At 62.0% G+C, this 13,599-nt stretch carries 17 protein-coding genes; 11 read left to right on the top strand and 6 right to left on the bottom strand.

The features are described from left to right. Positions 1-61 precede the first annotated feature (61 nt). Together X773_RS61955 and X773_RS61950 are read right to left on the bottom strand one after the other, a co-directional pair. On the bottom strand, positions 62-262 hold the full coding sequence (locus X773_RS61955; RefSeq protein WP_023678333.1) for a hypothetical protein: 201 nt from the start codon (positions 260-262) through the stop codon (positions 62-64). Positions 263-538: 276 nt separating this feature from the next. Beyond that, positions 539-751, bottom strand: coding sequence for a cold-shock protein (locus X773_RS61950; protein ID WP_023678332.1), 213 nt, complete (start codon positions 749-751; stop codon positions 539-541). 299 nt (positions 752-1,050) lie between these two features. On the opposite strand from X773_RS61950, the gene X773_RS61945 reads away from it, so the two are divergent. Further along, positions 1,051-1,377 carry a hypothetical protein gene (locus X773_RS61945; protein WP_023678330.1) on the top strand — a complete coding sequence of 109 codons (327 nt, stop codon included), beginning with the start codon at positions 1,051-1,053 and terminating at the stop codon, positions 1,375-1,377. A gap of 52 nt (positions 1,378-1,429) precedes the next feature. Here the strand turns inward: X773_RS61945 and X773_RS61940 are convergent, their stop codons facing one another. After that, positions 1,430-1,999 (bottom strand): methylated-DNA--[protein]-cysteine S-methyltransferase, encoded by a 570-nt coding sequence (locus X773_RS61940; RefSeq protein WP_023678329.1) that lies wholly within the window; start codon positions 1,997-1,999, stop codon positions 1,430-1,432. A gap of 162 nt (positions 2,000-2,161) precedes the next feature. Here X773_RS61940 and X773_RS61935 point away from each other — a divergent pair, with 162 nt between their 5' ends. The 10 genes from X773_RS61935 to X773_RS61895 all read left to right on the top strand — a co-directional run bounded on the left by X773_RS61935 (position 2,162) and on the right by X773_RS61895 (position 8,644). Next, positions 2,162-2,983, top strand: coding sequence for a lytic transglycosylase domain-containing protein (locus X773_RS61935; protein ID WP_023678328.1), 822 nt, complete (start codon positions 2,162-2,164; stop codon positions 2,981-2,983). Further along, positions 2,976-3,464, top strand: a complete 489-nt coding sequence (locus tag X773_RS61930) for a GNAT family N-acetyltransferase (RefSeq protein WP_023678327.1) — start codon at positions 2,976-2,978, stop codon at positions 3,462-3,464. The genes X773_RS61935 and X773_RS61930 overlap by 8 nt, the downstream gene beginning before the upstream one ends. 169 nt (positions 3,465-3,633) lie before the next feature. Beyond that, complete coding sequence (locus tag X773_RS61925; protein ID WP_031212113.1) at positions 3,634-4,056, top strand: lysozyme inhibitor LprI family protein; 423 nt, start codon at positions 3,634-3,636, stop codon at positions 4,054-4,056. A gap of 375 nt (positions 4,057-4,431) precedes the next feature. Further along, complete coding sequence (locus X773_RS61920; protein ID WP_023678325.1) at positions 4,432-5,169, top strand: DUF899 family protein; 738 nt, start codon at positions 4,432-4,434, stop codon at positions 5,167-5,169. Between the two features lie 119 nt (positions 5,170-5,288). Next, positions 5,289-5,672, top strand: a complete 384-nt coding sequence (locus X773_RS61915; RefSeq protein WP_023678324.1) for a DUF6152 family protein — start codon at positions 5,289-5,291, stop codon at positions 5,670-5,672. Continuing rightward, positions 5,673-6,137 (top strand): DUF6644 family protein, encoded by a 465-nt coding sequence (locus X773_RS61910; RefSeq protein WP_023678323.1) that lies wholly within the window; start codon positions 5,673-5,675, stop codon positions 6,135-6,137. Positions 6,138-6,204: 67 nt separating this feature from the next. Next, complete coding sequence (locus X773_RS78240; RefSeq protein ID WP_245274757.1) at positions 6,205-6,384, top strand: RidA family protein; 180 nt, start codon at positions 6,205-6,207, stop codon at positions 6,382-6,384. After that, positions 6,381-6,590 (top strand): RidA family protein, encoded by a 210-nt coding sequence (locus X773_RS78235; protein ID WP_245274756.1) that lies wholly within the window; start codon positions 6,381-6,383, stop codon positions 6,588-6,590. The genes X773_RS78240 and X773_RS78235 overlap by 4 nt, the downstream gene beginning before the upstream one ends. 191 nt (positions 6,591-6,781) lie before the next feature. Beyond that, on the top strand, positions 6,782-7,975 hold the full coding sequence (locus X773_RS61900) for a DUF262 domain-containing protein (protein WP_198023583.1): 1,194 nt from the start codon (positions 6,782-6,784) through the stop codon (positions 7,973-7,975). Then, complete coding sequence (locus X773_RS61895) at positions 7,976-8,644, top strand: hypothetical protein (protein ID WP_023678321.1); 669 nt, start codon at positions 7,976-7,978, stop codon at positions 8,642-8,644. A gap of 154 nt (positions 8,645-8,798) precedes the next feature. Here the strand turns inward: X773_RS61895 and carB are convergent, their stop codons facing one another. The 3 genes from carB to X773_RS78225 form a co-directional block, all read right to left on the bottom strand. Beyond that, on the bottom strand, positions 8,799-12,302 hold the full coding sequence (gene carB, locus X773_RS61890; RefSeq protein ID WP_023678320.1) for a carbamoyl-phosphate synthase large subunit: 3,504 nt from the start codon (positions 12,300-12,302) through the stop codon (positions 8,799-8,801). 280 nt (positions 12,303-12,582) lie between these two features. Then, positions 12,583-13,038, bottom strand: a complete 456-nt coding sequence (locus X773_RS78230) for a hypothetical protein (protein ID WP_245274751.1) — start codon at positions 13,036-13,038, stop codon at positions 12,583-12,585. An 86-nt stretch (positions 13,039-13,124) separates the two neighbouring features. Beyond that, positions 13,125-13,472: an SH3 domain-containing protein gene (locus tag X773_RS78225; protein ID WP_036238856.1), complete on the bottom strand. Its 348-nt coding sequence runs from the start codon at positions 13,470-13,472 to the stop codon at positions 13,125-13,127. Between the last annotated feature and the right edge of the window lie 127 nt (positions 13,473-13,599).

Here is a 13,599-nt window from a genome sequence, read left to right as displayed (position 1 = left end):
GCTCTGATTAACGAGGGCAGTTTTGCGTAGGCCTCCCAAAACGAGGGAGTGGCAAAATGATTCACAGAGGCCGGGTCCGGCCGGCGCGATGATCAGCCAATGCCTGCTCGGCAAGCTTGTCCAGCCTGCCGCCCTCGGCGTCGGCTTCGAACTGACGGTCCCACATGTCGGCCTGCAGCGCCTCGAACCATGCGGCAAACGCCTTGAGCTCTTCGGGGCTTAGTTCGGCGACGGATTTCTCAATCTGTTCAAGCTTGCTCATGGGTCGATGGTACCATGACCGGGGCAAAAACACCACAAAGTGGTCCCATAGCACCAAGGCGGCGGTTCATCGGATCCAGACAGCAAAAAGGCGGGACAAAATCCCGCCTTCCCATGCTTGGTAGCCTGATCGGGAGCGTTTTGGCCGGGCCGGCAGCAATCTGCTGCTTCGGCTTGTCGGGGTCTTTCGCTCCGGCGCGCTTCTCGCGCGACCGCCAGTACATCCGTGACTTGCCGCGCGCCCCGGGCTATCGCCCGGCGCGCGCCATTCGCAAAATCAGGCTGCCTTGCTCAGAGATCCAGCGGACGACTTGCCAGTGCGGCGGTCCTGCTCGATCTCGAAGTTGATCTTCTGGCCTTCGACCAGGGTCGACAGTCCAGCACGCTCGACTGCGGAGATGTGGACGAAAACATCCGCGCCGCCGCTGTCAGGCTGAATGAAGCCGAAACCCTTGGTGGAATTAAACCACTTGACCGTACCTGTTGCCATTTCGATAGTCCTTTACGTTTGCTTTAGTTTGACTGGACCGAAACCCAGCCGGTTTGTATCGAGATTTTGGAGATAGAACGTCAGCAAACGCGAAGATCGCGAGGCCCGGATCGATCGGCCGAAATATCAATGGACGGCATATAATATGCTTTCGCGCAAAAAACAAGACGGGGCGGAAAATGGCGCCGCGGCAACGCTGCCCAACGGCCGCCCCAATCGCGTGAGAGCGTCGTCGCTGCGCGCCTGACCCGGGAGGATCGCGTCGGCTTCGGGCGCGACCGGGTTTTGGGGAGAGGGACATGAAAATCGTTCTGCTTGCCGCTTGCCTGACGCTGGTGGCCGCCGAGGCGCAGGCGGGCTCGCGCTACGACCCGACCCGCATGAGCTGCGGCAAGGTGCAGGCGACGATCGCGCGCGAGGGTGCGGTCATCCTGCGCTATCGATCGGCGCGCGTGCCGGGCCTGGCGCTCTACGACCGCTATGTGCGGAGCCAGCAATTCTGCGACATCGGCGAAGTCAGGGCGCGGGCCTCGGTGCCGAGCGCCGATACGAATTCCTGCACCGTCTACAAATGCAAGCGGGTGGAATTCGATCGGCGCTTCCGCCGGCGCCTGCTTCCGGATTAGAGTGGGACGAAATGGTGCGCCGGGTGCCGGCCTCGCCTGAATATCAGCACACCTAAAACCCGAACGACACCTGCGCCGGCGGCGGCGGGCCGACGCGCACGCCTTCCATTGCCAGCATCTTTTCCTTGGTAGCCGAGCCGCCGGGGGCGGAAAAGCCGCCGATCTTGCCGCCGGCGGCAAGGATGCGGTGACAGGGGATGACCAGCGGCACCGGGTTGGCGCCGAGTGCGGCGCCCGTCTCACGCGCCAGCCCGGCATGGCCGGCCCGTTTGGCCAGTTCGCCATAGGTGGTGGTTTCGCCGAAGGCGAGTTTTCGTGCCGCGTCATAGATCGCCAGGCGGAACTCGTCGACGCCGCTGAGATCGACCGGCACGTTGGAGAAATCGACGTCCTTGCCGGCGGCGTAGGCCTTGATCGACGCGATCAGCTCGGCAACCCATTGCGGTTCGGGCTTCGCAGGCTGCTCGGCGGCGGCATGGCGTAGCAGCCGGCGCTCGACCGCGTCGCGATTGCGCTGCGGCAGGCAGAGCCGGGTCAGTCCGGCATCGCTCCAGGCGATGCCCATGAAGCCGAGCACGGTTTCGAAGACCGCGTGGCCGGCGGTGGCATGAGAGGCGTCCATGGCGTGCTCCTTTCCGGAATCCTTCGAAGTACAAATCCAGAACAATATCGCATTTCCCGGCCCGGCTCGCCACCCGAAAACCGCCGGCTACCGCGGATTGCCCGAGGAAAGATGCTGGTGTAAGGACTTCTTAACACCCGACGAACCGGACCCGAGCGCCGCTTGCCAGCAAAATTCCTCTTTCCCGTCCTTGCGGCGGTGTTGGCCGTGGCCGCTCTCAGCGGTTGCACCTCGACTTCGCCGGTGACCCCGACGCCGGCCTTCACCGAAAATGCGGCCAATACCGATGCCGGCTTTACGTTGGCGCTGCCCGACACGGTTTCGGTGCTGCCGGAGCCGTCCGGCGTGGTCCAGACGGCGGCGCTGCCGATCGAGCCGGCCGCCGCCTTTGCCGGGCCGACGCCGCTGGCGGCAACCACCCCTGCCGTCATGACCGCCAATGCCCAGCCTGTTACCGCGACGCCAGCCGTCGCCATGCCGGTCACCCAACAGACCGCGGCCATGCCCGGCGTTCAGCCGGTTTCCTACACGGTGCCGCAGAACCCGGCCGTTCTGGCCGCGACCGACCCCACCGAGGGGCAGTCGAACGCCGGCGGCCGCAGCGAGATCGAGCGGCTGATCGAGAAATATTCCGCGCTTTACCAGGTGCCGGTCGATCTGGTGCGCCATGTCGTCAACCGCGAGAGCACCTTCAACCCGAAAGCCTACAATCACGGCCATTGGGGGCTGATGCAGATCAAGCACGCGACGGCGCGCGGCATGGGCTATGACGGGCCGGCAAGCGGCCTGTTCGATGCCGAGACCAATTTGAAATATGCGGTGAAATATCTGCGCGGCGCCTGGCTGGTCTCAGGCGGCAACCCCAAGCGCGCCGACCGGCTCTACCAGAGCGGCTATTATTACGACGCCAAGCGCAAGGGGATGCTGGGCGAAACCGGCCTCGGCAGCGATAGCCTGCGCCGCCGCATGCAGCCCGATGCCTGAGCCGCGCCCGCCGGCGCCAAACGACATCCGCCTGCGCAAGATCCTCGACGACACGCTTCTGGCGCCGCGCTGGCCCGAAGGTTTTTTCATGCGCGGCTTCGAAGCCGCCGATGCACTCGCTTTGCATACGCTGTTGACCGCGGTGTTCGACGACGGCGCCGACGGGCCGTTCGACGAATGGTGGCCGCGCATTTCGGCCGACGCGGAATTCGACCCAGCTTTGTGTTTCCTGGTCATCGACGGCAAGGGCCGGCTGGCGGGCGCGGCGCTCTGCTGGACGCGGGCTTTCGTCAAGGATCTTGCCGTCCACCCGGAGGCGCGCGGCAAGGGCATCGCCGAGGCGCTGATGCGGCACGCGTTTGCGGTGTTTCGCGCGCGGGGCGCCGAGCATGTCGATCTCAAGACCAACACGGTCGAGAACGCCGCCGCCGTCCGGCTCTACGAACGGCTGGGGATGTTCGAAGTCGACTGGGCGGGGTGAGGCGCGGTCGACAAGCCGACGAACGCCCGGAGCCATGGTGGAGGGCAGGGACCGAGCGCAGGATCCGGAAAGGAAATGGCCACCAAGGCGGCAGGTCGCGTCTTGCCGGTCCGGGCGTCAAGCTGCGACGTTGCGATTCGCGCGGGGGTTTTGACGAAACCGGAGAAACATGCGGCGTTTGCTTTCCAGAACCGGCCTCGCCACCTTGATCCTCGCCGTTCCGCTGTTCGCGGGCGTGGCGCGGGCCGACGATTGCGCCAATGCGCAGGACCAGGGCACCTTGAACGAATGCGCAGGGAATGCGTTCGACAAGGCCGACAAGAAGCTCAACGATGCCTACAAGCAGATCGAAGGGCGGCTGAAGGGCGATGCGGAGACCAAGAAGCTGCTGGTCGATGCTCAACGCAACTGGGTTGCTTTCCGCGACGCCGAATGCGCTTTCCAGGGCGGCCCGCGCGAGGGCGCCGGCAGCATGTATCCGATGGTCGTCTACGATTGCCAGACGGCTCTCACCAACGACCGGGTGAGGGATTTCGAGAACTATCTCAATTGCCCGGAAGGCGAGGTCAGCTGCCCGGTGCCGGCGCAGTAGCGTCGGGCGATTGGCAATCGCATATGGGGGTCCCCCTCATCCGGCCGCTTCGCGGCCACCTTCTCCCCGCCGGGGAGAAGAGGCTGGCATCAACGCCGACGACCTCCTCTCCCCTCGGGGAGAGGTCGGATTGCCCCGAATTGCCCTTCGCAATTCGGTTGGCAATCCGGGTGAGGGGNCTCCTCTCCCCTCGGGGAGAGGTCGGATTGCCCCGAATTGCCCTTCGCAATTCGGTTGGCAATCCGGGTGAGGGGGACTTCTGCCGCCCGCCGCAAAAAATGTCGGAACCGCCCTTCGCCATGCGTCCTTGAGAGGCAAGGCGCGTTGCCGGAACCTTGGCGCGCGTCGTCAAAATCCTAAGAGATGGAGATGACGATGATCAGCTTTCCCAACGAATCCCAGGAATACCGCACCGCCCGCGAAACCCTTTTGCAGAAGGAGATCGAGCTGCGCCGCGCGATGGAGGATGTGGCCGTCGCCCGCCGCGCGTTGCCCAAGGGCGGGCTGGTGCCGCAGGATTATGTGTTTGACGGACTGGGGCAGGACGGCAAGCCTGCGCGCATAAAATTGTCGGAGCTGTTCTCGCCTGGCAAGGACACGCTGATCGTCTACTCGATGATGTTCCCGCGCCATCCGCAGGAAACGCGTGACGTCGCGACCAGCGGCGGCACGGCGAAGCTCGCTCGGCCGGACCAGCCATGCCCGTCCTGCACGGCGCTGCTAGACCAATTCGACGGCGCCATCGGCCATCTCGAGGCGGCCGGTTTCAATTTCGCCGTGGTGGGCAAGACGGCGCTGGAAAACCTGCTGACGCTTGGCCGCGACCGCGGCTGGGTGAACATGCGGCTGGTGTCCTCGGCCGGCAACAGCTTCAAGCGCGACTACCACGCCGAGGACGAATCCGGCGCTCAACTCCCCGTCCTGTCGGTGTTCCACCGCGATGCCGACGGTATCAGGCATTTCTGGAGCTCCGAGCTGGGTTTCACGCTGCCGGAACCCGGCCAGGACCCGCGCGCCATCGGTACCTGCGAGATCTTGTGGAACCTGATGGATTTCGCGCCGGAGGGCCGGCCGGACTGGGACGAGCAGCTGCAGTATGATTGCTGCCATTGACCTTGGCATTCCCTGTCGGCGTATCGGGAAATCCTGCCGGTGCCGGGCTCTTGTCCCGATGTGATTTGACGCTGCGGCGCGCTGACCTACCCTCTAATGCCGAACCGAGGAGACGAGCGATGCTGTCGCCTTTCAACCGGAGCGTCACGCTGGCAGCGGCGGTAATCCTTGCCGCCGTCAGTGCGGCTTATGCCCATCACGGCTGGTCGTGGACGCAGGACGGGTTTTTCGAACTCCGGGGCAAGATAACGGCCATCTATATCGGCAATCCGCACGCCACCCTGGACGTCGATGCCGAGGGCGAGGTCTGGCGGGTGGAGATGGCGCCGCCGTCCCGCACGATCGCCGCCGGCCTCACCGAGGAGGTCGCCAAGGTCGGCAACGAGGTGGCCGCGATCGGCCATCGCTCGCGCGACGAGAGCGAAAAACGCATGAAGGCAGTCCGCGTCATCGTCGGCGGCAAAACCTACGATGTCTATCCCGACCGCGTGCCGCCGGCCTGAATGGACGGGTTTTTTGCCGGCATCGAACAACTCGCTTTGGTGCGGGGGCTGAAGGCCTCCTTCGTCGCCTACCCCATCGTCAATGCGCTCCACATCATGTCGATCGGCGCGCTGCTGACCAGCGTCTGGCTCATGGACCTCAGGATCCTGGGCGCCTTCCGCTCGCTGCCGCAGGCGCCGTTCGTGGCGCTGCTGCGCCGCACCGCATTGGCCGCGTTCGGCGGCGCGCTCGTCACCGGGGCGCTGCTGTTTTCAGTCAGGGCGAGCGAGTATGCGGCGATGCCGATTTTTCTCGCCAAGATGACGCTCATCCTGCTTGCCGGCGCCAACTTCCTCGCCTTCATGCGGCGCGCAAAAGGCGGTGAGGAGCCGGCCGATGGGGCCGCGACCATGCTGGCTGTGCTCTCGCTGATGCTGTGGACGGCCGTGCTTTTCGCGGGACGGTTTATTGGATTTCTCGGCTAGGCCGAGCGGTCGGCACTGGCGTTGGCAAGGCCGGCAGATAAGCTCACTGCAAGCCAGGGAGATCGTCATGAACAAGGAGATTGTCGAAGTGCCGGTGCTGTGGGCGGCCGTGCGTGCGCGGGGCGAGCCGCTGTCACTGGTGACAAAAGGGGCGGAGTTGGTCTTCGTCTCCGGCACGCCGCCGCTCGATATCTCGACCGGCAAGCTGGTCAAGGGAGACATCGAGGTGCGACCGAGGCGTCGCTGAAGGCGCTGAGACATTGTCTGGAAGCGCCTGATACCTCGCTCGATAACGTGGTGATGGTGCGCGTCTACGCCGCCAACTTCGGCTTCTACAACGCGATCTACCGCGTCTATGCGAAGTATTTCAGCGTCAACCCGCCGGCGCGCAGCTTCGTACCGGCGGCCTCATGGCCCATGGACATCGAGATCGAGTGTGTCGCGGTGCCGTGAGGGCTGGGTGTGGTCGAGACCACCTTCCTGGCAGAATGCTGGCACTCCATTGCCTACGGCGTTTGGGTTCGGCCAAGACTCGATCAACTGTTCAATCCCTGCCTGATTGCGCGAATCAGTGCTACCAATGTTGTCGATCTTACGCTAACGAGCTAATTCTTGGCTAAGACACGGGAAAGATGAGAGAAGCGATGGCTGAAACAGATCTTGAATTTGTCGACGAGGACGACGCGGTTCTAGATCCAAAAGATACTGCTGCTTTTTCAGAAGCTGTTCTATATTCGTCGGACTGGACAGTTCAAACTGTCATCTCCCAATTGATGAATAAGAACATCGATATGAACCCTCGTTTCCAAAGGCGCGACGCTTGGTCAATTGGGGGAAAAGGGAGGTTCATTGAAAGTGTTATCTTGGGTTTTCCTATACCACAAATAGTTCTTGCGGAAAAGAAAAACCAAAGGGGCCAGTTCATCGTATTAGATGGAAAACAGAGGTTGCTTTCTCTTCTGCAATTTACAGGAAACGCTGAGGGCACAAAGAATGCTTTTCGTCTTTCTGGGTTGGAGGTTCGGACGGATCTTATTCGAAAGAGCTTTTCTCAATTGGAAAAGGACCCCGCAAGAAGAGACGATTTGAACGCTTTTTTCAACAATACGATTCGGACGGTCGTAATTCGTAACTGGCCCAATACGAATTTTCTTCATACGGTATTCCTGCGATTGAATACCGGAAGCGTTAAGCTTTCTCCTCAAGAATTGCGCCAAGCTATGGTGCCCGGGCCATTTTCAGACTTTATTGATGATACTGCGATTGCGTCAGCTCACGTCCAGAGGCTAATGGGTCGAACGACGCCAGATCCTCGCATGCGTGACGTGGAGCTTATTGTTCGGTACTTGGCTTATCGGCGCTTCCTCGCTAGTTATTCGGGGAGGATGAAAGAATTTCTCGATAACACTTGTATGGCGCTTAACGAAACTTGGGAAGATGTGCAGGTTTCCGTCAGTCGCGATATTGAGCAGTTTAACGCGGCCGTTGATGTTCTTATAGATATATTTGGTGATGAAGCGTTAGCCCGAAAGCCTGGCTCGCGATCCTTCAACAGAGCAATTTTCGATGCCCTTGTTTTTTATGCTGCAGATTATGAAATCAGAACCGCTATGGCAGCTAATGCCGAGAAAGTGCGACTGCTATATGCCTCATGCCTCGCTGATGCGACGTTCTCGGAGGCCGTCGAAAGTGACACGGCCGGTATTCCGCATACGTTTGACCGGTTGTCAATTTGGGGGGTCGGACTTCGCGCCGCTCTTGAGCAAGACAATAAAGTTCCTGCTCTCGAACCTAGGAAAGACGGGAGCTCGCGTATAACGTTCGACGGCTTTCACTAAATGGCGTCGAGTCGCTTTCAAGATCTTCAGGCACGCGTCAAAGAATTGAAGCGCATGCTTTTACCATCTAAATTCGACCCGACTGGCTCTTACAAAGATCCGTTGCGTGTCACGACCCGTGCGCTTTCTTTTCGTGTCTTGACGCACGCGGAGGTGGAAACGTATCTTGAAGATCGCGTTCTTGAAGTAGCCACAACAGCTCTTGACGCTTGGGAGATGAATAAGTTCGTCTCCGTTGTTACATTTCATTTGATCGGTTTCGGCGGCAGAGCAACAGATCGTCCACCAGATTCGCTCCATGCAACTGAGCCAAACAAAATAAAGCAATGGCCAAGCAAGACGTTAATTGACGATCGATTTTCAAAGTGTGTATCGGAATTTAATAAGCGGATTCGACTAGAGAATCACGGGATAAAAGAAAAGAATATCATGGAAATGTTTATTCCGATTGGCTTTGATATGGGTAAATGCGATGCGATTTTTTTGCAGGCGATGAGTAATTTTGGGGAGGCTCGGGGAGCAGTAGCGCACACAAGTGGAAAGGGTCACGTGCAAAAAGCAGTCGACCCGAAAGACGAATACACCACACTCCAGAAGCTCATCGCATCTTTGGAAGTAATCGACGGCGAATTCGATCGCCTTTTGAATGCATCAAAAGCCCCCCAATAGTGGAATTTGTCATATGAGTGAGTGGTGAGGTTGGATCGGGTGTGAGCACCGAGACAGGTTGAGCGGCGCTCGAACACTCGCAACGTTGGCGGGACAGCGCCCCCCTCTGGCCTGCCGGCCATCTCCCCCACAAGGAGGGAGATTGGCTAATCGCCTACGCAAAATACTCCTGCAGCGGCCTCACTTCCAAGCTCCCCGCCCTCAACGCCGCAATCGCCTCCGCCACCGCAGCGGCGCCCGACAGCGTCGTGTAATACGGCACTTTCTGCATCAGCGTTGCCCTGCGCAGCGATTTTGAGTCCGACACCGCCTTCTGGCCGTCCGTGGTGTTGAAGACGATCTGCACCTGGCGGTTGCGGATGGCGTCTTCGATGTGCGGGCGGCCTTCCAGCACCTTGTTTATCTTTTCGGCGACGACGCCGTTCTCGGCGAGGAAGCGGGCGGTGCCGGAGGTGGCGAGCACTTTAAAACCCTGGCCGGCGAGGCGCTTGACCGCCGGCAGGATGCCTTTCTTGTCCTCGTCGCGCACCGAGACAAACAGCGTGCCCGCGCGGGGGAGATCAACACCCGCGCCGAGCTGGCTCTTGGCGAAGGCCAGCGCGAAGTCGCGGTCGAGGCCCATGACCTCGCCGGTCGAGCGCATTTCCGGGCCGAGCAGGATGTCGACGCCGGGGAAGCGGGCGAAGGGGAACACCGCTTCCTTGACGGCGATGTGGCCGGGATTGCGCGGGTCGGGCATGGCGCCGTAATGGGCGAAGGCGTCTTCCAGGCTTTCGCCGGCCATGATGCGGGCAGCAATCTTTGCAATCGGCCGCCCGATGGTCTTGGCGACGAAGGGCACGGTGCGCGACGCGCGCGGGTTGACTTCCAGCACATAGACGGTGCCGTCCTTGATCGCGTACTGCACGTTCATCAGGCCGCCGACATTGAGCGCCCGGGCAAGTGCTGCTGTCTGGCGCTCCAGCTCGTCGACGAGTTCCGAGGGGAGGGAATGCACCGGCAGCGAACAGGCCGAGTCGCCCGAATGGATGCCGGCCTCCTCGATATGCTCCAATATGCCGGAGACGTAGGTCGACCTGCCGTCGCACAGGCAATCGACATCGACTTCGATGGCGCCTGAGAGATAGGTGTCGAACAGAAGCGGGTTCTTGCCGAGCAGCGTGTTGATCTGGCCGGTCTTGTCGTTGGGATATTTCTGCTTGATGTCCTCCGGCACCAGGCCGGGCACGGTGTCGAGCAGATAGGATTGCAGCATGCTCTCATCGTGGATGATCTGCATGGCGCGGCCGCCGAGCACATAGGACGGGCGCACGACCAACGGGAAGCCGAGCTCGCCGGCGACGAGGCGGGCCTGCTCGACCGAATAGGCAATGCCGTTCTTCGGCTGGCTGAGGCCAAGCTTGTGCAACAGCTTCTGGAAACGGTCGCGGTCCTCGGCGAGATCGATCATGTCGGGCGAGGTGCCGAGGATCGGGATGCCGGCCTTCTCCAGCGCATCGGCGAGCTTCAGCGGCGTCTGGCCACCGAACTGGACGATCACGCCGACGAGCTCGCCCGAGGCCTGTTCGGCGCGCAGGATCTCCAGCACGTCCTCCGGCGTCAGCGGCTCGAAATAGAGCCGGTCGGAGGTGTCGTAGTCGGTCGAGACGGTCTCGGGGTTGCAGTTGACCATGATCGCCTCGAAGCCGGCGTCGCGCAGCGCAAAGGCGGCATGGCAGCAGCAGTAGTCGAACTCAATGCCCTGGCCGATGCGGTTGGGGCCGCCGCCGAGGATGACGACCTTTTTCCGCGATGAGACCTGCGCCTCGTTGGCGAGCGCGCCGGCGAACGGCACCTCATAGGTCGAATACATGTAGGCGGTGGGCGAAGCAAACTCGGCGGCGCAAGTGTCGATGCGCTTGTAGACCGGATGAACGTCGAGTGTACGCCTAATCTTCTCGATCTCTTCGACGTCCTTCCTGACCAGGGATGCGAGGCGGGCATCGGAGAAACCCATCGCCTTCAGCATGCGCAGATTGGCCGCGTCCTCGGGAATTCCGTGCTCGCGGATGCGGGCTTCCATGTCGAGAATGCCGGCGATCTGTTCGAGGAACCACGGGTCGATCTTGCACATCGCGTGCACGTCTTCCAGCGAGGTGCCCATGCGCATCGCTTGCGCCACCATGCGCAGCCGGTCCGGCGTCGGCGTGCCCAAGGCGGCGCGGATGGCGTTGCGGTCATCGACATGGCTGGCCGGCGCGTTCCCGTGGCCGATGCCGGGGATCTCGATTTCGTCCAGACCAGTCAGGCCGGTCTCCAGCCCGCGCAGCGCTTTCTGCAGCGATTCCTGGAAGGTGCGGCCGATGGCCATGACCTCGCCGACCGATTTCATCGATGTGGTCAGCACCGGCTCGGCGCCGGGGAATTTCTCGAAGGCAAAGCGCGGGATTTTGGTCACGACGTAATCGATGCTCGGCTCGAACGAGGCCGGCGTTGCTCCGCCTGTGATGTCGTTCTCCAACTCGTCCAGCGTGTAGCCGACGGCGAGTTTTGCCGCGATCTTGGCGATCGGGAAACCGGTCGCCTTGGAAGCCAGCGCCGACGAGCGCGAGACGCGCGGGTTCATCTCGATCACCACCAGGCGGCCGTCTGCCGGGTTGACGGCGAACTGCACGTTGGAGCCGCCGGTCTCGACGCCGATCTCGCGCAGCACCGCGATCGAGGCGTTGCGCATCATCTGGTACTCTTTGTCGGTCAGCGTCAGCGCCGGGGCGACGGTGATCGAGTCGCCGGTATGCACGCCCATCGGGTCGATGTTCTCGATCGAGCAGATGATGATGCAATTGTCGGCTTTGTCGCGGACAACCTCCATCTCATACTCCTTCCAGCCGAGCACACTCTCCTCGATCAGCACTTCGGTGGTCGGCGAGGCGTCGAGGCCGGACTGGACGATCTCGAAGAATTCGGCGCGGTTGTAGGCGATGCCGCCGCCTGTGCCGCCCATGGTGAAGGAGGGGCGGATAATTGCGGGCAGGCCGACATGGTCGAGCGCTTGTGCTGCAATCGCCATGGCATGGCTGATATAGCGCTGCTTGCGGTCGCCCTCACCGAGGTTCCAGCGCGTTTCCAGAGCATCGAGCGCGGCGTCGAGATTTTCGGGCTTTTCCGCCTTCAGCGCGGCGCGCTCGGCCTCGTGCGTCTTGCGGTCGGCATTCTTGACGTCGGTGGCGTTGGCCAGCATCGACTTCGGCGTTTCCAGGCCGATCTTGTTCATCGCCTCGCGAAACAGCGCGCGGTCCTCGGCCTTGTCTATTGCGGTGGCGTCGGCGCCGATCATCTCGACATTGTAGCGGTCGAGAACGCCCATGCGGCGCAGCGACAGAGCGGTGTTGAGCGCGGTCTGGCCGCCCATGGTCGGCAGCAGCGCGTCCGGCCGCTCCTTGGCGATGATCTTGGCCACCACTTCGGGCGTGATCGGCTCGATGTACGTGGCGTCGGCCAGTTCCGGATCGGTCATGATGGTGGCCGGATTGGAATTGACCAGGATAACGCGAAAACCCTCTTCCTTCAGCGCCTTGCAGGCCTGGGTGCCGGAATAGTCGAACTCGCAGGCCTGGCCGATGACGATGGGGCCGGCCCCGATGATCAGGATCGACTTGATGTCGGTGCGTCTTGGCATGTCGAGGGTCCGTTCGGCGGGCGGCTTGCACAAAAAGCCGGACGGGATGACCCGGCCGGTTGTGCGCGCGATTCTGGTATCAGGCTAGGAGGGCCTTATAGGGAAGAGTTTTGCCGGATGTAACCCCCTAAAATGCGGGTAGGGCAGTAGGGCAGTAGGGCGGTAGGGCAGTAGGGCAGTAGGGCAGTAGGGCAGTAGGGCAGTAGGGCAGTAGGGCAGTAGGGCAGTAGGGCAGTAGGGCAGTAGGGCAGAGGTTCGAGCGCCCTTTAAACATATTGCCCTACTGCCCTACTGCCTTATTCCCCTTATCACTATCCCCCAGCGCCAACTGGTCCGTGATCTCGAAGCGTTCGGAAGCACCGACGCGGATCATGTTCAGGCTGCCCTCGCGGGTGAAGCGGAATTCGCCGGGCCCATTCGAACCTGCCGGCTTGCCGGCCTGGAAGCTGATGATGCGCGTGCCGCCATCGGGCCAGGTCACCGTCACGTCGGTCTTGTCGCCGGTGCGCGCGACGCCTGCCTTGCAGCTGGTCATCGGCTGGCCGAGATAGCGCGCGCAGGGGATGGCGTTGCCGGCACCGGGTACCGGTGTCCCCGGCGGCTGCAGCCGCGCAACGGTCCGTGCGTCGGGCGGAGGCGCCGCGTTGGCCGCGCCGAAATTCTGGACGGGACCCACTGCCGCGGGCGGCGATCCATCAACCTGTCCAGTCGAGGGGTTTCCAGCGGCCAGGGCCAAGCGGTAAGCGTCCTCGATAGCCACCCTGCCGATTGCGTCAGCGGAGTTCAGCGTCGTTTCGGGACCGGTTGCGCCGAGGCGCGTTGTCAGATGGGCAGCGGTTGAGAGGCATGGTTCTCCGCACTGGCCGCCACCTGGGGCGTCACTTGCTGGGGATTGATGGGGTCGAGGTAGCGCGCCGGAGCCCATCCGCTCAGCGTCGGGTCGTCAATGTCTTGGACTTTGCACCACTTGTAGCCGCTGATGTCGCCGCAGCCGAGATTTTTCACGCTCGAACCGCTCGGCAGCCGCGCCTCGATCTTGCCCATGGCCGACGCCGTGGCGCGCACGTTCAGGAGATCATCCGGAGCAAGACCCGTCACAATCGAGATGATGGGCTCCGGCTCCTGGCCGTTGGCCGGCAACTCCGCCAGCATCAGCGGAGCAGCAACCATCGCAAGCAGCGTCGTCGGGAGTGTTACTGTGCGCCTAATCATCTGCCATGGGCGGTAGGTTCAATTGCCGAAGGCGCGGCCAGGCACGAAAGCGCCATCGCACGCCAGCCGGTTTTTATAGGCGACG

It is taken from the genome of Mesorhizobium sp. LSJC280B00 (assembly GCF_000502835.1).
Taxonomy (GTDB): domain Bacteria; phylum Pseudomonadota; class Alphaproteobacteria; order Rhizobiales; family Rhizobiaceae; genus Mesorhizobium.
The sequence above is the reverse complement of the archived record's forward strand: the minus strand, read 5'-3'. Positions and strand labels throughout refer to the sequence as shown.